Below are 20661 nucleotides of genomic sequence, written 5' to 3'. Positions count from 1 at the left end.
CAGGACACTCGTGGCCTGCGCGTGCTATCGCGGCAACTTCCGGTACTCCTCCGCGAGCGCCTCCGGAGTGTCCGCGAGCCTCACCGCCACCCGGGTGGCCTCGGCCGGGGGGAGCCTGCCCAGCACGCTCCGCTCCAGGTGCTGCGCGATGAAACCCTGGTCGTGCCGCACCTTCACGTCCACCACCTGCCCCTTGCCGTCCACCACCGGCACCAGCCACGGTGAAATCAGCACCACATCCGCCGGCACCTCCACCGCACGCACCCGCGCCACCACCTCGTCGCGCAGCTTCGGGTCGAACCGGATTCCCTTCTCCTGCACCAGCTTCCGGATTCCCTCGTAGTCCCCCGTCGCCTTGATGACCATCAGCTTCGAGAGCAGCTCACCCACCGCCACGCGCATCTTCCCGTAGTCCTCCACCACCCAGGACGTGCGCCCCGGCTTCCCCTCCCCGCCCCCGTCCACCACCTGCTTCACCGCCCCCTTCTCCATCAGGAAGTTCACCGTCATGTGGTGGCCTCGCTGGTGGTCCTCCTCGAAGGCGTCTCCCTCCGGCACCTGATTGAAGTTGGTGAGCCCCTCCACCAGGTAGTCCCGGTACATCTGCTCCGCGATGCGCTCGTGCTCCGGCGACAGCGTGGCCAGCGACGGATCGAACGCGTGCCAGAGCGCCACCAGGTCCGCGCGCGCCTCCTCCAGGGTGTTGTCGTACTCCTTCAGGTAGCGCGAGGTGTTCCCCTCCAGCTTCGGATCCACCTGCCCCGAGGCGTGTCCGAGCACCTCGTGGAACGCCACCAGCCACTTGCGCGCCGTGACGGTGTACTGGCGGGACTTCGCGGCGTCCTCGGGCGTCCGGGAGAACTCGATGGCCAGCGGCAGCCGCTTCATCGCCGCCGCGGCCTCCATCACGTTGCTCACCAGCACGCTCTTGCTGCCGTACTTCTCACGGATGTGCTGCTCGTTGGGCAGGTTGATGCCGGCCGGCGGCGACGGAGTGCTCGTCACCAGGTTGATGGCCTTGGCCACCGGCGTGGCCACCTTCTTGCGCTTGTACGCGTCCGGCCAGGGCATCCGGTTCTCGAAATCCTGTGCCCGCTGGGCGATGACCTCCATCACCCGGTTCTCCCGCGCATCGCGGTAGTTGATGAGCCCCTGCCACCGGCCCTTCTGGCCCCGCGCGTCCACGTACGTCTCGATGAAGCCGACGTTGGCGTCCACCGTGGGGTTCGCCTTCAGCCAGGCGATGTTGTACGCGTCCCAGTCCTTCGGGTTCCCCGTCTCGAAGTAGCGCACCAGCTTCACGAGCGCCGCCTTCTGCTCCTTCGGCGCGGACTTCGCCGCCTCGCTCAGGTGGGCCCTGACGCGCGAGAGCTCCGCCGCGTACAGGCCCCGCGGCACCTTCCCGTCGGGCGTCCCGGTGCGGAACACCTGCTCCACCAGCTTGCCGTCCACCTTCACCACGCGCGAGTTGAGCGGGTTCTTCTCCTGGAAGCCCTCCAGGTCCTTCAGCGTCACCCCCCGGCCATACGCCGTGTTCGCCGACGCGGTGAGGATGTCCTGCCCCGGCGGCGGCGCCTTCGAGGTGAGTTGCGGCTCGACGCCCGCGTCGAAGAGCGAGGGCCTCAGTCCACCCAGCCACGTCTTCAGCGCCGCCTCGTCCTTCACGCCCAGGGGCGCTCCGGCCTTCAGCGCCCGCAGCGCCGCGGCCTCCAGCTCGGCGGGGGTGAAGGCGGGGACGAACTTCTGGCCCGTCGTTTGATCATGATTGCCCGTCTGGGCGTAGAAGCGCGCCAGGTAGTCCGAGAGCTTCGCGTCGAACGAGCCCGGCTCCGCGTGGCCCTCGCGGCCGAAGAGGTACACGGACTCCATCAGCCGTTTGATGGCCACCGTGTCCCAGCCGAGCTGGTCATAGGCGATCTCCTCGCCCGCGTGCGCCGCGAGCGACAGATGCCAGGCCACGCGCTTCTCGTCCCGGGAGAGAGTGGACACGCCCGGCGCGTAGATGCGGGCGATGGCGTCATGGCCGAGCCGCTCCACCAGGAAGGGCTGGGCGGCCTCGGCGGGAGGCGTGCTCGGGGCGGGAGTCCGTGCGGGCTGCGGATTGGCGGCCAGTGCCGCCGCGAGGAAGAGGGCTTTCATGGAGGCTCCGGGAAACGTTCAGCGGGCGGCATGGGTTGGCACCCGGGGACATCCGCCACCAGCGAGGGCCAGTGCATACCATCTGCCGGGCATGACCACTCCACCTCCGCCCGTCCGGGATTTCGCTCCAGTGAACGGGGCACGCCTGCACTACGAGCTCCAGGGAGATGGCTTCCCGGTCGTGTTGCTCCACGGCGGACTGCTCGACCTGCGCTTGTGGGACGGACAGGTGAAGCCCCTCGCCCAGCACTTCACCACCCTGCGTTATGACCAGCGGGGCTTCGGCAAGACAGTGGCTCCCGAGGGACCCTACGCGCCCCACGAGGATCTGCGCGCCCTGCTCGACCACTTCTCCATGGACCGGGCCCACGTCGTCGGCCTGTCGTTCGGCGGACGCGTCGCGCTCGACTTCGCCCTGACCTGGCCGGAGCGCGTCTCCTGCCTCGTCCTCGCCGCGCCCGAGTGGACGCTCGACGACATGCGAGGCCTGGCGGAAGTCCACCACCCCCGCTTCCTGGAGCCTCCGGCCTTCACCCGGCTGGAGCAGATCCTCATGCCCACGCTCGTCGTGGTGGGGGACAGGGACAACCCCGCCCTGCTGAGGAACGCGGAGCTGCTCGCGCGGCGCGTCCCCACCCTCACCCGCGTCACCCTCCCTGCCGCGGGACACCCGCCCAACCTGGAGCGCCCCGAGGACTTCAACCGCGTCCTCCTCGACTTCCTCCTGGCGCAGGCCTCCGCGAGCGTCGGCGACACGCCCCTCGGGTAGCTCTGTCCGCCGTGTGACGCGGCGGGTCAAAATGCCCCGGGGCCCTCTTGACGCAATGCATCATCCCCTCGGATGCTGGGAGTCTCAGGGGGTGGTACGGGATGAAGCCAGCACGTCAATTCGACACCCACTGGAGGGAACGGCTCGCGCTCGCCGACGGGACGGAGGTGGAGCTGCGGCTGGTGCGGCCCGAGGACGCGGAGCTGCTGCGCCAGGGCTTCGAGCAGCTCTCTCCGCGCTCACGGCTCGGCCGCTTCCACGCGCCCAAGTCGCGGCTCACGGACGCCGAGGTGCACTACTTCACCTCCGTGGATGGGGAGCAGCACCTGGCCCTGGGCGCGGTGAGCCGGAGTCCCGAGGGACAGGAGGAAGGCCTGGCCATCGCCCGCTTCATCCGGATGGCCCGGGACTCCGACGTGGCCGAGGCCGCCGTCACCGTGGTGGATGCGGCCCAGGGCAAGGGGCTCGGCCGGCTCCTGCTGGAGCGTCTGGTGGAAGCGGCGCGCGAGCGCGGGGTGGAGCGCTTCGAGTTCCTCGTGCTCCCCGGTAACGCGGCGATGTTCCGCCTCCTCGGCGAGCTCAACCCGGACGGCACGCCCGTGCGAGGAGACGAGGACGCGCTCTGCGTCACCCTTCCGCTGGCCACCACGCCCCACCGCAAATGGCGCCTGTTGCTGCTGCTGCTGGGGCTCGCCGCCCGGGGAGCGCTGAGCGTGCTCGGGCCCGCGCCGGAACGGACGCCCGAGGCCGGCGAAGCGCCTCCACCGGGCGACGCCTGACGGCCGGGAGCACCACTCCGCCCTCCACTCAACTAACAATCCCAGCCCACCTCACGGGGCTCCAGGGACTCCTCTATCATCCACCCGCTGCGGGTCCGGATGCTTCATGGCCCGATCTCCGCCGCGGCCATCCAGTACAGGAGCCACCCCATGCCATCCTTCGCCAGAAGCCTCGCGGGTTTCCGACTCTCCACGCTCGCCCTGGCCGGAGGCCTCGCCAGTGGTGTCCTCGCCTGCGTGGGCCCCCAGGGTCCCGAGGGCGACGCCGGTCCCCAGGGCACTCCGGGCAGGGACGGCGTTCCCCTCCCGGTGCGCCTGCTGGACGACAAGGTCGGCCGCTGGCTCCCGGAGAACCGCACGCGCATCAACACGATGATCTCCACCCTGGGCATCGCCAGCCCCACGTTCGATCCGAAGAACCGTCCCGTGGCCGTGTTCGACTGGGACAACACCGTCGTGAAGAACGACCTGGGCGACGCCACGTTCTTCTGGATGCTGAAGCACGACAAGGTGCTCCAGCCCGCGGACAAGGACTGGAGCACCACCAGCCGCCATCTCACTCCCGAGGCCCGTGAGGCCCTCAACGGTGCGTGTGACGCCGCCGCCAGTCCGGGCGAGCCCCTCCCGACGAGCACCACTCCGGGCTGCGCGGACGAGCTCGTCAGCATCTACAACCGCGGCCAGACGCGCGCGGGCCAGGCCGCGTGGAACAACGCCATCACCCTGACGCTCAACACCTCGTATGCCTGGGTGGCTCAGCTCCAGGCGGGCTACACGCCCGAGGAGCTCCGCGGCTTCGCCCGCTCGTCCTACGCGGAGAACGCCTTCAACCCGCCGGGCACCACGCAGACGGTGGGCACCACCTCGGGGCTCGCCTACCACGTGCAGGTGTACGAGGAGATGGTGGACCTCATCGAGACGCTCCAGGCCAACGGCTTCGATGTCTGGGTGGCCACCGCCTCGCCGCAGTTCGTCATCGACGCCGTCTCCGAGGAGCTCACCGGCATCAAACCCAACCGGGTGATTGGCATCCGGACCCTGACGGACGCCCGGGGCCGCGTGACGGCCCATTTCCAGGGCTGCGGCACCGTGGCCGATGGCGAGGACACGCTCATCACCTACGACCAGGGCAAGCGCTGCTGGATCAACAAGCTCATCTTCCGTCAGCCCACGGCGCGGCAGCTGACGCGCCAGGAGGACACACGCGTGCGCCAGGTGTTCGCGGCGGGGGACTCGGACACGGACCTGGCCTTCGTGCAGGACGCGACGCACCTCAAGCTGGCCATCAACCGCAACAAGGTGCAGCTCATGTGCAACGCGTACGCGAACCACCAGGGCTCGTGGCTGGTGCAGCCCATGTTCGTCCAGCCTCGCGCCCAGCAGACAGCCAGCTACCCGTGCACTACCGCCCTGGACGCGGCCGGACAGCCCATCACCGATGAGCAGGGCAACCGCTTCACCCAGGATCATGGGGACAGCGTCTACGCGCTGCCTTGAGGTACACCCTCACCCCGACCCTCTCCCAGGGGGAGAGGGCGTTCAGGCGACGAGATCGCCCCGGTCCTCGGGCAGTGACAGGAGCCGGCGCACCACGGCCGACAGCGCCGAGCTGGAGACGGGCTTGCGCACGAACTCGGAGGCTCCGGCCTGGAGCGCCCGCTGCTCGAGGTCCGGTGCCTTGCCGCCGGTGAGCAACAGGAGGGGAACGCGGCTCACCTCGTGCCGCGTGTCGGCGCGCACATGGCGCACGAACTCCAGGCCGCTCATCCCCGGCATGTTGAAGTCCGCGATGACCAGGTCCACGGGGTTCGCCCCCAGCAGCCACAGCCCCCGGTCCGCCCGGTCCGCGTCGAGGAAGTCCAGCTTCAGCTTCATCAAGTAGACCTTGAGGATGTGCCGGATGGTGTCGCTGTCATCGACGATGAGCACTGTGCGCTTCATGGAACCCCCCGATCAGGATTCCGGAAGGCCCCGCGTGTGTCGAACCGCGGTCCCGGGGCGGTGTTCAGCAAGCGACGGCCCCGGAGTACCTCAGGCGACAAGGTGCTCCACGCGCTCGGCCGCCGGGAGGTGACGGCGCACCACGTTGGCGAGCGCGTCGATGGAGACGGGCTTGCGCACGAACTCGGAGGCTCCGGCGCGCAGGCCCCGGGCCTCGAGGTCCGGCGCCTTCCCGCCGGTGAGCAACACGATGGGCACCCGGCGCACCGGTTCCCGCTCGCTCGCTCGCGCCTGCCGCACGAACTCCAGGCCATCCATTCCGCCGGGCATGTTGACGTCCGCGATGACCAGGTCCACGCGGTGCGTCTCCAGCAACTTCAACCCCTGCTCGGCTCCACTCGCGTCGAGGAAGTCCAGATCCAGCTTGAGCAGATAGATTTTGAGGATGTGCCGGATGGTGTGGCTGTCTTCCACCAGCAGAACGGTGTGTTTCACAAGGACCCCCTCGACTTGCCTGGATTCAATTCATTTCGTGTTTCCCTCCTCTTCGCCACTCGCGGTGTCCGGGAACCGGTGTGACGACGAGGAGTGAACAGTGCGAGGGGCCCGCTGTGCGACAACCGATAGCCTGGACGTCCTCTCCCGCACGGGTGGGTGATGGACCTTCATCCCGTGCCGGGAGAGGCGGCTCAATCCCGCCGATTGAGCTCGGCGTAGCGTTTGGCCTTGCCGAGAGCGGCCTCGAGCTCCTCGGCGTTGTGGCGGTGGTAGTAGGCGGGCAGGTCGGGCTGGAAGCGCCAGCCCTCGGAGAGCGGGCCCACGTCGACCACGTCGAAACCGAAGGTGTCGATCAACGCGGCCACGGTCTTCTTCGCCTGGGCGTCGTCTCCGGAGATGGGCAGCGCGCGGCGCTCCTTGGAGCCGGCGGGCTGCGCGTGCTCCTCGAGGTGCTTGAAGTAGATGACGTTGAAGGCCTTGACCACCTTGGACCTGGGCAGGTGGGCCTGGAGCAGCTCGCTGCTGGTGGTGGTCTCCGCGTCGAGCTCGGGGATGCGGCCGTCGCGGCCGGGGTAGTAGTTGTTGGTGTCGATGACGAGCTTGCCCGCGAGCGGCTCGACGGGGACGGACTTGTAGGCCTTCATGGGAACGGTCACCACGACGATGTCCCCGGCGGCCGCGGCCTCCTGGGTCGTGGCGGCACGGGCCTTGGGGCCGAGCTCGGCGATGAGGCTGGCGAGGCTCTCCGGGCCGCGTGAGTTGCTCAGCACCACGTTGTACCCGGCGGCGATCGCGAGCTTCGCCAGGGTGCTCCCGATGTGTCCCGCGCCAATGAATCCAAGCGTTGCCATGTAAGGGTCCTCTCCTGCGCCAGTTCGCCGCGTTTGTAGGAACAAGCGAGGCGCCGCGCCAGGAAGTGTTCCCCCGCGAGCCACGGGAAGAACATCTCCCATGCTCGCGGATGAACGGCCCTCACTTGATTTTCCTGGAAAACTCTACTTCATGAAATCGCGATGGAAAGGACTCCCGGACCCTCGCGCCGCGCTCAGCCCGCGCGGAAGCGCGTGTCGAAACGCTGGGCGCCCGGCTCGCGCTTCACGCCCTGGTCCGCGTTGGCCGCCAGGTGCTCCAGCACCTTGAACACCGTCTCCACCTCGTCCGGCGAGCCCACCGCCGTGGCCAGTTCCTCCGCGGTGTGGCCCTTGGCCTTGTCCCCGCGCAGCTTCGCCAGCAGCTTGCGCTGCAGCTCCAACACCGCGCCCGCCGCCTTCTTGCCCGCCTCCACGCCCGGCTGGTGGTAGGCATTGATGTTCACCAGTGAGGCGTACAGGCCCACCGCCCGCTCGTAGAGCGCGATGAGGGCGCCCAGCGTCCGCGCGCTCACGTCCTGCACGGTGAGCGTCATCGACTCGCGGCCCTTCTCGAAGAGCGCCCGCCGCGTGCCCAGGAGGAAGCCCAGCAGGTAGTCGCCGCTGGTGAATTCCTCCTCCACGCGCATGGACGTCCCCTCGCGGTCCTTCAGCACCTCCACGAAGGTGGCGAAGAAGTTGCTCACGCCCTCGCGCAGCTGCTGCACGTACGCGTGCTGGTCCGTGGAGCCCTTGTTGCCGTAGACGGCGAGGCCCTGGTTCACCACCTTGCCATCCAGGTCCTTCTCCTTGCCCAGCGACTCCATCACCAGCTGCTGGAGGTAGCGGGAGAGCAGCAACAACCGGTCCTTGTACGGGAGGATGACCAGGTCCTTCTGGCCGCGCCCGTTGCCCGCGTGGAACCACATGAGCGCCATGAGCGCGGCGGGGTTGCGCAGCACGTCGCGCTCGCGCGTGGCCACGTCCATGTCCCGGGCGCCCGCGAGCATGCCGTCGATGTCCAGCCCCTGCAGCCGCGCCGGCAGCAGGCCCACCGCCGACAGCACCGAGGTGCGCCCGCCAACCCAGTCCCACATGGGGAACGTCCGCAGCCAGTTGCCCTTCTTCGCGGAGCGGTCCAGCTCACTGCCCTCGCCCGTCACCGCCACCGCGTGCCGGCCGAAGTCGAGGCCCTTCTGCTGGTACGCGCGCTCGGCCTCCACCATGCCGTTGCGCGTCTCCTTCGTACCGCCCGACTTGCTGATGACCACCGTGAGCGTCTCGGCGAGCTTGTCACCGAGCTGCGCCAGCACGCGGTCCATCCCATCCGGGTCGGTGTTGTCGAAGAAGAACACCTGCATCCGGTCCGCCGCCGTGCCGAGCGCGTCCGCCACGAGCTGCGGCCCCAGCGCCGAGCCGCCGATGCCCACCAGCAACACGCGGGTGAAACGGTCCGCCTTCGGGGGCTTCACGCGGCCGGCGTGCACGTCGTCCGAGAAGGCGCGGACGGCGGCCACCGTGTCGCGAATCTCCTTCGTGAGGCCGGGCTCGGGAGCGAGCTCGGGGGCGCGCAACCAGTAGTGGCCCACCATGCGCTTCTCGTCCGGATTGGCGATGGCGCCCTTCTCCAGCGCCGCCATGGCGTCGAAGGCCTTCTCCATGGGACCGCGCATCCGCTCGAGGAAGTCCTCGGGGAAGTTCATCCGTGACACGTCGAGCGTCAGCCCCACCGGCTCCACCCCACACAGATACTTCTTGTAGCGCTCCCACAATTGACGCTCGGTCATCGCATCTCCCCTCGGCATCGAATCCCTGGTTTCGTTGGCCCGTTCCTACCGCCATGGCGGATGCGGGGGAATGGATTTGATGCGCGCCACGCCTGGGGCCTGACACTGAACACCGGGGAACCCTCCGAGCGTTGAGCGCCGCGCAACCGGCACTCCCGGCCGAGGCCCCGGCCCTTCCGGGTGCGCTCCCTCGTGCCCTGGCGCTCGCCGAGCCCACCCCAGGAGCACCCATGTCCACCCGGTCGCACCCCTCCGTGGCCCTCACGTCCCTGCTCGTCTGCGCCGCGCTCGCCGCTGGCTGTCAGACGTACGACTTCGAGCCCGTGGCCCCCTCCGCCATCTCCGTGCCCTCGGTGGAGAAGACGATCGCCGCCCGGGGCAGCACGCCCAACCTGATGCTGCTCGTGGACACGTCCGGCTCGATGCTGGAGCCGATGAACCCCGCCAGCTCCGCCTGCCGCTCGCCCACCACGGGGGTGCTCTGCCGGGGGGAGGGGTGTCCCGCCAGCTGCCCCACGCGCTGGAGCGCGCTCCAGGGAGCCATGGACTCCTTCCTGGGCGCCAGTGGCGCGTTCGCGCGCATGGGCCTCGCGCTCTATCCGGGGAAGCAGCTCGTCCAGGGCGAGCAGTGCGGCGGCTCGGACTCGCTCACCCTGGACCTGCCGGCCGACGACGATCCGGATGCCCTGCGGGCCCATGCGCTCGCCATCAACGCGAAGCTGAGAGGGATTCCCAACAGCACCCGGGGCGGCCCCACGGGAGGAACGCCCACCGGCTCGAGCCTCCAGTACGTGGGCACCCTGCCCCAGTTGCGGACGGACGAGCGCGGCGACTTCGTGCTGCTGCTCACGGACGGCCTGCCCAACTGCAACGAGAACCATGAGGCGTCCGGCGCGTCGCTGGAGTGCCGCTGCACGCTGATCGAATGCAGGGGCACCTTCGAGCGGATGGGCTGCCTGGACCAGAATGGCTCGGTGAGCGCGGTGAAGGCACTGCGGGGGCGGGACATCCAGACCATCGTCATCGGCTTCGGCGCGGAGACGGCCACGGGCCAAGGGCCGGCGGTGCTCAACGCCATGGCCGAGGCCGGAGGCTTCGCGCGCAAGTGCCAGACGGATGCCGGCTGCGGCACGGGGGACGCCTGCGACCTGGCGGCCGGGCTCTGCCAGCGCCGCTACTACCAGGCGGCCAACCAGGACGAGCTCGCCCACGCACTGCGTCAGATCAGCGAGCGCTTCGAGGGAGACCCGTGCCTCATCGAGCTGGCGCCGGACCAGTTCCCGCCCTCGCCGAAGCTGGCCCGGGTGCTGGTGAACGGGGAGGGCTTCAGCGCCGGTGACGACACCTGGCGGTTGAAGGACAAAGTAGGCGTGGAGCTGCTGGGCTCGCTGTGCACGCGAGTGCAGGGCTCCTCGCCCGCCCACCCCGTGCGAGTCGAGGTCCGGATCGTCATTCCCCGGTGAGGCCGCCTGCTTGATGGACGCACCACCCCTGTCCCATCATCGACTCCCATGAGCCAGCCCTGGATGCTCGAGACGCCCGCGCCGCAGGCCGACACGCGGATTCCCTATGGAGAGCTCACCCACCAGTTCGGAGATCTGCGCCTGCCTCGGGGCGAGGGTCCGCACCCGGTGGTGGTGATGGTGCATGGCGGCTTCTGGCGGGCGCGGTACGACCTGGAGCACGTGGGCCACCTGTGCGAGGACCTCACGCGGCGGGGCTACGCCACCTGGAGCCTCGAGTACCGTCGGGTGGGCCATCCGGACGGCGGCTGGACGGGCACCTTCGAGGACGTGGCACAAGGGACGGACTACCTGCGCACGCTGGCGACGCGCTACCCGTTGAACCTGGAGCGCGTGGTCCTCATGGGGCACTCGGCCGGGGGACACCTGGCGCTGTGGCTCGCGGGGCGCGGGCGGCTGAAGCCGGGACAACCGCTGTACACGCAGAAGCCCTTCGAGCCGAGGGGCGCGGTGTCTCTGGCGGGCGTGGTGGACCTGGAGCGGGCCTTCGAGCTGCGCCTGGGGGACGGCATCGTCGAGTCGTTGCTGGGAGGCACGCCCGCGCGGGTACCGGAGCGCTACAAGATTGCGTCTCCGGCGGCACTGCTGCCGCTGGGGGTGAAGCAGGTGCTGGTGCACGGAGCGGAGGACACCATCGTCCCGCTGCTGGTGAGCACCGAGTACCATGCGCGCGCCACGAAGCTCGGGGACACCGTGAAACTGGTGAGCCTGCCGGGCGCGGCGCACTTCGAGGTCATCGATCCGCGAGCGAAGGAGTGGCCCCGGGTGGTGGAGGCGATCGCCTCCCTCCTGTGAAGCACGGTGGCCAGGGAGCTAGAATCCAGGGGCCGCCTGAACCCTGGAGGCTGTCCTGTGAAGCGATGCGTCGCCGCATTGTTGGGTCTGTTCCTGTTCGTTCCGGTGGAGGCCGTCGGCTTCGCCGTCGCCAAGGAGGTGACGTTCGGCAGCGTGGAGCTGCTGGATGGCACCACGGGGGCGGCGTCGTGTGATGACGACGGAGTGCTCGACAAGGGCGAGACGGCGCGCCTGCGCGTCACCCTGCGCAACAGCGGCACCGAGCTGCTCAAGCTGACGAGCATGACGCTCTCCAGCACGGACTCGGGCGTGGTCCTGCCCAAGGAACCGAAGGTGTACTTTCCCCCCATCGAAGCGGGCAAGTCCGCCAGCGTGGAGATGCCGGTGGGGCTCCTGGCCCCCGACACGCCGGCCGATATCTCCCTGCGCATCGACTACCGGGACGACGATCAGACGGAGCCCGGAGACAAGACGCACACGGTGACGTACCGCGTGAACATGGACGAGCGCCTGGAGGCGAGCACGCTCGAGACGGTGGACTCCGCCCGTCACCCGTGGACCGTCACCGTCCCCGCGGCGGGCCTGGTGAGCTGGGCGCGCACGTCCGATCCGGCGGGTGTCTGGTTCTTCCGGGGACCGGCCAACGGGCGGACCGCGGACCTCTCGCTCGTCTCGCCGCCCATCCAGGTGTCTGAGACGGAGGAATTCCGCGTCATCTTCCAGCAGCGTTACGCCTTCGAGGCGAGCCCCGCGGGCGTCTACTACGACGGCGCCGTCATCGAGCTGAGCCAGGATGATGGGAAGAGCTGGGTGGGAGTCGAGGACGCCGTGAGCCCCGCCTACAACGCGACCATCTATGCGGGAGACGAGAACCCGCTCAAGGGCAAGAAGGCGTATGGAGGGCAGAGCATCGGGTACCCCGCATTCACCAAGGCGACCCTCAACCTCGGCACCACGTATGCGGGCAAGACGGTGCGCCTCCGCTTCCGCATCGGTACGGACAGCAGCAAGGGAGACACGGGCTGGGATCTGGATGATCTCCAGTTGGAGGGGGTGAAGAACACGCCCTTCACCACGCTGGAACCCCACCGGGGCAAGTGCACCGACCGGGCGCCGGTGGCGAACGCGGGCGAGGACCAGACCGTCGAGGAGGGGCGCCTCGTGACGCTCTCCGGCAGCGGAACGGATCCCGAGGGAGCGAAGCTCACCTACGCCTGGACGCAGTCCAAGGGCCCGTCCGTGACGTTCAACGACGCGAGCACGTCCAGCCCCACCTTCCTCGCGCCCGACGTGACGAGGGACACGGAGCTCCAGTTCGAGCTGCGGGTGAGCGATGGGGTGAACACGAGCCCGCCGGACCTGGTGATCGTGAAGGTGCGAGACATCCCGCTGCCGCTGGCGCAGGCGGGGGAAGACCAGGTGGTCCGCGAGGGCAGCGGGGTGACGCTCGACGGCTCGGGATCGAGGGATCCGGAGGAGTCGGGGCTGATCTATACCTGGACACAGCAGGGGGAGCCCAAGGTGAACCTCCTGCAGGCGGGCCCGAGGGCCATGTTCAACGCGCCGGAGGTGGACGGGGAGATGGTGCTCACCTTCCAGCTCCAGGTGAAGGACGCCCTGGGACAGACCAGCGAGGACACCGTCACCGTGCGAGTGACGGACAGGGAGCTGGAGCAGATTCCGGGCAAAGGCTGCGCGGCGGGTCCGGAGGGCGGAGGGCCCACGACGGCCCTGCTGCTGCTCACGGCGCTCGGCATCACGCTCAGGAACCGCACCTCCCGCCTCCGTCGATGACAGCCTCCTGAATTCCTCGATACGACACACGTCGGGAGCCTGCTGGGAGGCACCTACTTCGGATCGGGAGGAGGCATCTTCATCAACTCCTCCGGAAGAGGCGTCGGACGGAATCTGAGCCCATTCCCATCCCGTCGAGGAATGACACGGAAGCCCTCGCCAGCGATCTTGACGAGGTCCCCCTCTTTCAACCGTCCATTGACGAGCCATTGGTCCGCATCCTCCCTCGTCGCGAACGTATGAGAAGGGACGATGTAATCGATGGCAGGCGTGTAGAACTTCCGGAAGAACTCGCGGTAGTCCTCCAGCCTCTGGGCTTCACGGACGTAGAACAGCGCAACCGAAGCGACCCGGATTGCCTCATCCTCTGGCGAGCCTTCCGGATACTTCTCATTCACGGTGCGCAGGATGTCGAGGACGGAGTCAACATCGAAGTCAGGATTGTATTTCATGTCCGAATCCAGAGCCGGCCCGAGAATCAGAGGGCAAGTGGAGCCAGGATCAGCGCGCCAGAACCGCCCGTAGTGAGGACGAAGGCGACGCCAGCGATGATGACGACAGTGCCCAGCGCGACCTCGGCCTTGTGACTCCTCAGCCAGGCAATCGCGTCATCCATGCGTGAGAACTTCAGCTTCTTTCTCTTCGCCTCTTCTTCCTTTTCGTCTTCGCAGTCGTTGTACGCCTTGTTGCAATCCTGCTCGCAGCGCTCGTGATACCAGCCAGACTGCGGTTCGTTATGAGGCCACGGGTAGCGTTTGTCCCAGCACCTCTTCATGCACTGCTTGAATTCCTCGTCACAATCGTAGCCGCCAGAGCCACCCACTCCGCCCGCTTCATCGGAGATGAAGTAGATCTTGCGCTCCGGCGTCTGCGAATGGGCGCACCCACTGACGCCCATTGCCGCAACGGCCAGCAGAACCACCAGCTTCAGCGGAACTGCTGACGTCATTGTGCCGTCCCCTCAGAAGCCGCGCATCCAGCCGCCATCAATGACAACGGACTGACCGGTGATGTAGCCCGCCTGCTCCGAGGCGAGGAACGTCACCAGCGCTCCCAGCTCCTCGGGCTTGCCCAGGCGGCGCGCCGGAATCGCCGACGTAATCTTGTCCTCGGGCACTCCCAGTTCCTTGAGGCGCTCCGTCGCGTGGTAGCCCGGCTGCACGCCGTTGATGGTGACGCCGTGCTCGGCCACCTCGTTGCTCACCGTCTTCACCAGGCCCATCAGCCCCGCGCGCAGGCCGTTGGAGACCGTCAGCAGCGGCATCGCCTCACGCGCGGCCACCGACGTCACCAGGATGATGCGGCCCCAGCGCCGCTCCTTCATCCCCGGCAGCGCCGCCTGCAGGCCCTCCACCACGCTCATCCACAGGCTCTGGAAGCCCTCCTGCCACTGCTCGGCGGTGATCTTCTCGATGCTCCCCTTGGGCGGCCCGCCCGTGTTCACCACGAGCACATCCACGCCCCCCATCGCCCCAATCACCTTCTCCACCAGCTCCTTCGTCGTGCCCGGCTTCGTCAGGTCCGCCGTCACGCCGAACTCGGCGCCCATGCGCTGGGCCGCGTCACGGATGCGCGCCTCGTCGCGCGAGCAGATGGCCACCCGCGCGCCCTCCTTCACCAGCTGCGCACCAATCGCGTACCCCAGTCCAGCCGAGGCGCCCAGCACCAGCGCCCGCCTACCTCGCAGTCCCAAATCCATCCGAATGCTCCTTCACGAAGGGCACCAGCCGCTCGCGAATGAGCGTGCGCGCCCTGTCCAGGTCCACGTCTTCCGCCCGGCCGAGCCCCTCGCTCAGCTCGGACACAATGCCGCCCGCGATGGCGCCCACTTCGTACGCCAGACGGTACGGCGTCAGGCTGAAGCTCACCAATGTGTAGCGGCTCAGGAACTCGCCCGGGAAGGCCTTGAGCAGCTCCTTCTCCACCGCCTTCTCCAGCAGGAAGCGCGGGGCCGCCGTCTTGTCCCGCATCTCCACGAAGTTCTCCACCGCCATGTCCGCGATGGCGTCCGCGTTCGTCTTGCGCAGCCGGAAGAACTCCACGAAGGCGTCCTCCCACCGCGTGTGCTTCCCGAGGCACGCATCCAGCGCCACGCAGTCCTCGAAGCCGCAGTTCATCCCCTGCCCGAAGAAGGGCACGATGGCGTGCGCCGCGTCCCCGAGCAGCAGCGACTTGCCGCCCACGTGCCACGGCTCGCTCTTCACCGTCACCATCGTCCCGGTGGGGTTGTGGAAGAACTCGTCCGTCAGGTGGGGCATCAGCGCCCGCGCGTCCGGGAACTGCTCCTCGAAGAAGGCCACCAGCTGCTCCGGCGTCTTCAACGCCTCGAAGCTCACCGGGCCCTCGAAGGGCAGGAACAACGTGCAGGTGAAGCTGCCATCCTGGTTCGGCAGGGCGATCAGCATGTACGAGCCACGCGGCCAGATGTGCAGCGCGTGCTTCTCCATCTGGAAGGCGCCGCCCGGGCCCGGGGGAATCGACAGCTCCTTGTACCCGTGGCTCAACTGCTCCTGCGCCGCGCGGTAGCCCGGCGCCAGTGACATCTCGCGCCGCACCGCCGAGCCCGAACCATCCGTGCCGAGAATCACCGGGCTGTGCAGCTCGCGCACGGCGCCGCTCCGCCTCTCCAGCACCTCGAGCGAGCCCTTCTGGAAATTCACGCGCTGCACGCTCTGCTCGAACTGGATGCGCACCCGGCCCGTGGCTTCCGCGTGGGTCATCAGGAACTTGTTCAGCCACGCGCGCGAGATGCTGTTGATGTGCTGGGACTCGTCCTTGCCGTAGGCCTGGAAGGCCAGCGCGCCGGAGACGGGGTGGATCATCCGGCCGCGCATGGGGATGGCATGGCGCAGCGCCTCGTCCTCCAGCCCCACCTGCTTCAGGGCGTACAGCCCGCGGGCGGAGATGGCGAGGTTGATGGAGCGCCCCGCGCCAATCTCCTCGCGGCGCATGTCCGGGCGCCACTCCAGGACGTCCACCTGGAAGCCGCGCCGCGCCAGGTACATCGACAGGAGCGAGCCCACCAGACCCGCGCCCACCACCGTCACACGTTGCGTCTGCTCAATCTCGTGCATGCCGTTCGAGCACTCCCGCGAAGCGGTATACGTCAAGGAAGCTCACATAGAGCGGAGCCGGCGCGGCGCGGATGATGTCCGGTGAACGGAAGTCGCAGAGGACTCCCTGCGCCGTCAGCTTCTCGAGCAGCTTCCGGGGTTCCTTGCTGAAGCGCAGCGACAGGTGGGCACCGCGCTGCTTCGGGTCCCTCGGCGTGATGCTGCGCACGAAGCCGGGAGGGAGCTGGTCCAGGAGGAACTCCAGGTAACCGGTGAGCAGCTCGCTCTTGCGGCGCAGGGCCGGCATGGTGGCTCTGTCGAAGATCTCCATGGACGCACGCAGCGCCGCCATCTGGAAGATGGGCGGGTTGGACAACTGCCAGCCCTCGGCACCCGGAATGGGGTCGAAGTCCGGCCCCATCTGGAAGCGCGACTGCTTGTCGTGGCCCCACCACCCCTGAAAGCGGGGCAGCGTCTTGTCGTGCGCGTGGCGCTCGTGGACGAAGACACCACCGAGCGTGCCCGGACCACCGTTGAGGTACTTGTACGAGCACCACACGGCGAAGTCCGGCCCGTCGTCGTGCAGCGACAGGTGGAGGTTGCCCGCCGCGTGCGCCAGGTCGAAGCCCACCTTGCAGCCCTGCCGGTGCGCGGCGCGGGTGATGGTGGCCATGTCGAACGCCTGGCCGGTGAGGTAGTTCACGTTGCCCAGCAGCACCAGGGCGATGTCCTTCCCGTGGCGCTCGATGGTGTCGAGGATGTCCTCGGTGCGCAGCGTCTCCTCGCCGGGGCGCGGAGCGAGCTGGATCACGGCGTCCTCCGGCGTGTGCCCGTGGAAGCGCACCTGCGAGGCCACCGCGTACTGATCCGAGGGGAAGGCACCGGCCTCGATGAGGATCTTCCGGCGCTCGCCCGAGGGCCGGTAGAAGGACACCAGCATCAGGTGGAGGTTCACCGAGAGGGTGTTCATCACCACCACCTCGAGCGGGTGGGCGCCCACCAGCCGCGCGGTCTGCTCGGTGAGCAGCTCGTGGTAGGGCATCCACGGGTGCGAGCCGCGGAAGTGGCCCTCCACCGCGTGCATCTCCCAGTCCTTCAGCGCCTCCAGCACGTAGGGCGTCGCCTTGCGCGGCTGGAGCCCCAGCGAGTTGCCCACGAGGTAGATGACGGGCTCGCCGTGGTGGCGGGGAAAGAGGAACTCGTCACGGAAGTGGCGGAGCGGATCCTCCGCGTCCATCCGCCGGGCGAACGCCTCACTGGCCTCGTACCGCACCGCTGCACCGCTCATCTACTTGAACTCCTCATACGAGCGCCCGAGCCATGCGAGCGCGTTCCGGCACAACAGCTTCTCCCGGGTGGCCGCATCGAACTCCGCGAGGGACTCGATCAACGTGCCCGGCCGGTCCTCGCCGAGAGGGAAGGGATAGTCACTGCCCAGGGCCACCTTGTCCGGGCCGAACATCCGCACGATGAAGCGCAGCATGTCCGGGTCGTGCACCAGCGAGTCCACCCAGAAGCGGCCCAGGTAGTCGCGAGGCGGCACGGGGTTGTCCACCGCGACGAGGTCCGGCCGCACCTGGAAGCCGTGCTCGATGCGGCCGAAGGTGCCCGGGAAGGCGCCGCCGCCATGCGCGAAGGCGACCCGCAGCTTCGGCAGCTTCTCCAGCGTGCCGGAGAAGAGCAGCGAGCAGATGGCCAGCGCCACCTCGGCGGGCATGCCCACGAGCCAGGGCATCCAGTACTTCTTCATCCGCGCCTCGCCCAGCATGTCCCAGGGGTGGACGAAGATGGCGGCGCCCAGGTCCGCGGCGGCCTCGAAGAAGGGGAACAGCTCCGGCTCACCCAGGTTGAGCCCGTTGACGTGCGAGCCCACCTGCACGCCCGCCATTCCCAGCTCGCGCACGCAGCGCTCCAGCTCGCGCACGGCCAGCTCCGGGGACTGCAGGGGCACCGTGCCCAGGCCCACGAAGCGTTTCGGGTGCGCCTTCACGACCGAGGCCAGCTGGTCGTTGAGGAAGCGCGACAGGTCCAACCCGTGCTCCGGCTTCGCCCAGTAGCCGAACATCACCGGCACCGTGGACAGCACCTGCACGCTGACGCCGTGCGCATCACACTCCTCGATGCGCTTCACCGGGTCCCAGCAGTTGCTTTCGATCTCCCGGAAGAACTTCCCGTCGTCGCGCACCATGCGCGCCCGGCATGGGGCGTGGTGCTCCAGCGTCATGAAGCCGCCGTAACCGTAGCGCTCGGCGAAGCGCGGTATCTCGGGAGGCAGCAGGTGCGTGTGGATGTCGATCTTCATGACTTGCGCGGCTCGCGAGTCACCCGGAAGCCGCACTGCTTGCAGGTGCAGTGCTCCGGGTTGCCATAGAAGCGCTCGAAGATGGGCGGCAGCTGGGTGACGATGTTGGTCACCTGGAGGAACTCTTCATACAGCGGGGTGTTGCACTGGGGGCAGAACCACGCGAAGCCATCCAGCTCGCCCTCGCGGCGCTTGCGCTCGATGACGAGGCCCACCGTGCCCGCGGGGCGCTGCGGCGAGTGCGGCACCCGGGGCGGCAGCAGGAAGATCTCCCCCTCGCGGATGGGGATGTCCTGCGGCTTGCCGTCCTCCATGATGCGCAGGTTGATGTCCCCCTCCACCTGGTAGAAGAACTCCTCGCTCTCGTCGATGTGGAAGTCGGTGCGCGAGTTGGGCCCGCCCACCACCATCACGATGAAGTCCCGGTCCTGCCACACCATCTGGTTGCCCACGGGGGGCTTGAGCAGGTGGCGGTGCTCGTCGATCCACTTCTTGAAGTTGAGGGGATGCGGTCGGCTCATCTCAGTCTCCAATCGTGGCCATGCACTTCAGCTCGATGGCGATGGGGGTGGGCAGCGAGGTGATGCCGAGCGTCGTCCGGCACGGCGGGGTGGGCACGTCCTTGAAGTACTCGGCCCACAGGCGGTTGTACGTGGGGAAGTCCTTCTTCATGTCCGTGAGGTACACCGTCACGTCCACCAGCCGGTCCCACGAGGAGCCCGCCTCCTCCAGGATGTAGCGCACGTTGCGGAACACCGAGTGGGTCTGCGTCTCGATGTCGTAGGAGACGATGTTGCCCTGGGCATCCAGCTCGACGCCGGGGATCTTCTTGCTTCCGCGCTCGCGCGGGCCCACGCCGGAGAGGAACAGCAGGTTGCCCACGCGCCGGGCGTGGGGATAGAGGCCCACGGGCTCGGGGGCCTTCTGGGAGTCGACTCGATCGGAGTTGCTCATAGCTTCACGCACACGTTCTTGGGCTCGGTGAAGAAGCGCAGCGCGTCCAGGCCGCCCTCGCGTCCCACGCCCGATTCCTTCACGCCGCCGAACGGCGTGCGCAGGTCGCGCAGCATCCAGCAGTTCACCCAGACGATGCCGCTCTCCAGCTTCGCGGCGAAGCGGTGGGCCCGCGTCACGTCCCGCGTCCACACGCTCGCCGCCAGCCCGTAGCGGGTGCTGTTGGCCCAGGCGAGCACCTCCTCCTCCTTCTCGAAGGGGGTGATCGTGGCCACCGGGCCGAAGATCTCTTCCTGGTTGGTCGCGCACGCGTGGCCCAGGCCCTCGATGAGCGTGGGCTCCACGAACCAGCCATTGCCGCAGCGCCCCGGCACCTCGGCGCGCTTGCCTCCGGTGAGGACGCGGCCGCCTTCCTTGCGCGCCACCTCGATGCAGCCCATCACCTTCTCGAAGTGCTGCGGGGACACCAGCGCGCCCTGGTCCGTGGACGGGTCCATCGGGTCGCCCACCTTCAGCGCCTTCGTGCGCTCCACCAGCGCCGCCTTGAAGCGCTCGTAGATGGGGGCCTGCACGAAGATGCGCGAGCCACAGAGGCAGATCTGCCCCTGGTTGGAGAAGGACGAGCGCACCGTGGTGGCCAGGGCCTCGTCGAAGTCGCAGTCGGCGAAGATGACGTTGGGGTTCTTACCGCCCATCTCCAGCGAGAGTTTCTTGAAGACCGGTGCGGCGACGCGGGCGATTTCGGCGCCCGTGCGCGTGCTGCCGGTGAAGGAGATGGCGCTGATGTCCGGGTGGCGGCTCATCGCGGAGCCCACCTTGGCGCCGTAGCCGTGGACGATGTTGAGCACACCCGGAGGCAGGCCGACCTCGCGGCACACCTGGGCGAGCAGGTACGCCGTCATGGGCGTCACCTCGGAGGGCTTGGCCACCACGCAGTTGCCGATGGCGAGCGCGGGCGCGAGCTTCCAGGTGAGCAGGTAGAGGGGCAGGTTCCACGGCGAGATGCAGCCCACCACGCCCAGGGGCGAGCGCACCGTGTAGTTGAGCGCCCCGCCGTCCATGACGTGGGCCTCGGTGGAGAACTGCGTCACCGCATCCGCGAAGAACTCGAAGTTCTGGATGCTCCGGGGGATGTCCACCGTGGAGGCCAGCTTGAACGGCTTGCCGGTGTCGATGGCCTCGGCGCGGGCGAAGGCGTCCAGCCGGGTGCGGATGGTGTCCGCGACGCGGCGCAGCAATCGGGCCCGCTCGGCGGCCGGGGTGGCAGACCAGGCCGGAAACGCGTTCCGGGCGGCCTCCACCGCGCGCTGGATGTCCTTCTCGTCCGAGTCCGGCACCTGGACCGAGAGTTCCCCGGTGGCGGGGTCCGGCTTGTCGAACCAGACCTGGGAGCTCGGGGCGACCAGCTCTCCACCGATGTAGTTGAGAACCTTCTCCATGCGCGAATCCTCCTCGGGCAAGCCGGGGCCCGGAATACCA

Annotated in this window: 20 protein-coding genes; 6 read left to right on the top strand and 14 right to left on the bottom strand. The window is 68.4% G+C overall.

What is annotated here, in order from left to right; all coding sequences use genetic code 11:
- Window positions 1-24: 24 nt before the first annotated feature.
- Complete coding sequence (locus tag BO221_RS08780) at window positions 25-2139, bottom strand: peptidase (protein ID WP_073559931.1); 2115 nt, start codon at window positions 2137-2139, stop codon at window positions 25-27.
- Between the two features lie 130 nt (window positions 2140-2269).
- Between BO221_RS08780 and BO221_RS08775 the strand changes: the two genes are divergently transcribed.
- The 3 genes from BO221_RS08775 to BO221_RS08765 all read left to right on the top strand — a co-directional run bounded on the left by BO221_RS08775 (window position 2270) and on the right by BO221_RS08765 (window position 5184).
- Entirely contained in the window at window positions 2270-2908 is a 639-nt protein-coding gene (locus BO221_RS08775) for an alpha/beta fold hydrolase (RefSeq protein WP_073559930.1), read from the top strand.
- 101 nt (window positions 2909-3009) lie between these two features.
- Entirely contained in the window at window positions 3010-3687 is a 678-nt protein-coding gene (locus BO221_RS08770) for a GNAT family N-acetyltransferase (protein WP_073559929.1), read from the top strand.
- Window positions 3688-3837: 150 nt separating this feature from the next.
- The gene (locus BO221_RS08765) at window positions 3838-5184 is read left to right on the top strand and encodes an HAD family phosphatase (protein ID WP_073559928.1); all 1347 of its coding nucleotides are present in this window, start codon (window positions 3838-3840) and stop codon (window positions 5182-5184) included.
- Between the two features lie 42 nt (window positions 5185-5226).
- On the opposite strand, the gene BO221_RS08760 is transcribed toward BO221_RS08765, so the two are convergent.
- From BO221_RS08760 to BO221_RS08745, 4 genes are all read right to left on the bottom strand, one after another.
- Window positions 5227-5628 (bottom strand): response regulator, encoded by a 402-nt coding sequence (locus BO221_RS08760; protein WP_073559927.1) that lies wholly within the window; start codon window positions 5626-5628, stop codon window positions 5227-5229.
- A gap of 90 nt (window positions 5629-5718) precedes the next feature.
- The gene (locus tag BO221_RS08755; protein WP_073559926.1) at window positions 5719-6123 is read right to left on the bottom strand and encodes a response regulator; all 405 of its coding nucleotides are present in this window, start codon (window positions 6121-6123) and stop codon (window positions 5719-5721) included.
- Between the two features lie 194 nt (window positions 6124-6317).
- Complete coding sequence (locus tag BO221_RS08750) at window positions 6318-7079, bottom strand: NADPH-dependent F420 reductase (protein WP_083680866.1); 762 nt, start codon at window positions 7077-7079, stop codon at window positions 6318-6320.
- 92 nt (window positions 7080-7171) lie between these two features.
- Window positions 7172-8761 carry a glucose-6-phosphate isomerase gene (locus BO221_RS08745; protein WP_073559924.1) on the bottom strand — a complete coding sequence of 530 codons (1590 nt, stop codon included), beginning with the start codon at window positions 8759-8761 and terminating at the stop codon, window positions 7172-7174.
- Window positions 8762-8991: 230 nt separating this feature from the next.
- Between BO221_RS08745 and cglB the strand changes: the two genes are divergently transcribed.
- From cglB to BO221_RS08730, 3 genes are read left to right on the top strand one after another with little or no spacing between them, the layout of a single operon-like run.
- The gene (gene cglB / locus BO221_RS08740; protein WP_073559923.1) at window positions 8992-10224 is read left to right on the top strand and encodes an adventurous gliding motility lipoprotein CglB; all 1233 of its coding nucleotides are present in this window, start codon (window positions 8992-8994) and stop codon (window positions 10222-10224) included.
- Between the two features lie 48 nt (window positions 10225-10272).
- A complete protein-coding gene (locus BO221_RS08735) occupies window positions 10273-11079 on the top strand; it encodes an alpha/beta hydrolase (RefSeq protein WP_073559922.1) in 807 nt (268 codons plus the stop codon).
- Window positions 11080-11136: 57 nt separating this feature from the next.
- The gene (locus BO221_RS08730) at window positions 11137-12873 is read left to right on the top strand and encodes a hypothetical protein (protein WP_143195339.1); all 1737 of its coding nucleotides are present in this window, start codon (window positions 11137-11139) and stop codon (window positions 12871-12873) included.
- A 53-nt stretch (window positions 12874-12926) separates the two neighbouring features.
- Here BO221_RS08730 and BO221_RS08725 read toward each other — a convergent pair whose 3' ends face one another.
- Genes BO221_RS08725 through BO221_RS08685 form a run of 9 tightly spaced genes read right to left on the bottom strand, consistent with a single transcriptional unit; the run spans window position 12927 to window position 20621 of the window.
- A complete protein-coding gene (locus BO221_RS08725) occupies window positions 12927-13325 on the bottom strand; it encodes a hypothetical protein (RefSeq protein WP_073559920.1) in 399 nt (132 codons plus the stop codon).
- A 26-nt stretch (window positions 13326-13351) separates the two neighbouring features.
- Entirely contained in the window at window positions 13352-13822 is a 471-nt protein-coding gene (locus BO221_RS08720) for a hypothetical protein (RefSeq protein WP_073559919.1), read from the bottom strand.
- Window positions 13823-13834: 12 nt separating this feature from the next.
- On the bottom strand, window positions 13835-14572 hold the full coding sequence (locus BO221_RS08715; protein ID WP_073559918.1) for an SDR family oxidoreductase: 738 nt from the start codon (window positions 14570-14572) through the stop codon (window positions 13835-13837).
- On the bottom strand, window positions 14550-15947 hold the full coding sequence (locus BO221_RS08710) for an NAD(P)/FAD-dependent oxidoreductase (protein ID WP_073559917.1): 1398 nt from the start codon (window positions 15945-15947) through the stop codon (window positions 14550-14552). The genes BO221_RS08715 and BO221_RS08710 overlap by 23 nt, the downstream gene beginning before the upstream one ends.
- Window positions 15934-17214, bottom strand: a complete 1281-nt coding sequence (kynU, locus tag BO221_RS08705) for a kynureninase (protein WP_073559916.1) — start codon at window positions 17212-17214, stop codon at window positions 15934-15936. Before kynU ends, BO221_RS08710 begins: the two co-directional genes overlap by 14 nt.
- A complete protein-coding gene (locus BO221_RS08700) occupies window positions 17215-18228 on the bottom strand; it encodes an amidohydrolase family protein (protein WP_073559915.1) in 1014 nt (337 codons plus the stop codon).
- Complete coding sequence (gene nbaC / locus BO221_RS08695) at window positions 18225-18749, bottom strand: 3-hydroxyanthranilate 3,4-dioxygenase (protein ID WP_073559914.1); 525 nt, start codon at window positions 18747-18749, stop codon at window positions 18225-18227. The genes BO221_RS08700 and nbaC overlap by 4 nt, the downstream gene beginning before the upstream one ends.
- A 1-nt stretch (window position 18750) precedes the next feature.
- Entirely contained in the window at window positions 18751-19182 is a 432-nt protein-coding gene (locus BO221_RS08690; RefSeq protein WP_073559913.1) for a RidA family protein, read from the bottom strand.
- The gene (locus tag BO221_RS08685) at window positions 19179-20621 is read right to left on the bottom strand and encodes an aldehyde dehydrogenase (RefSeq protein ID WP_073559912.1); all 1443 of its coding nucleotides are present in this window, start codon (window positions 20619-20621) and stop codon (window positions 19179-19181) included. The genes BO221_RS08690 and BO221_RS08685 overlap by 4 nt, the downstream gene beginning before the upstream one ends.
- Between the last annotated feature and the right edge of the window lie 40 nt (window positions 20622-20661).

The sequence above is a fragment of the Archangium sp. Cb G35 genome (assembly GCF_001896145.1).
GTDB classification, from domain to species: domain Bacteria; phylum Myxococcota; class Myxococcia; order Myxococcales; family Myxococcaceae; genus Archangium; species Archangium violaceum.
This window is presented reverse-complemented; position numbering and strand designations above follow the sequence as displayed.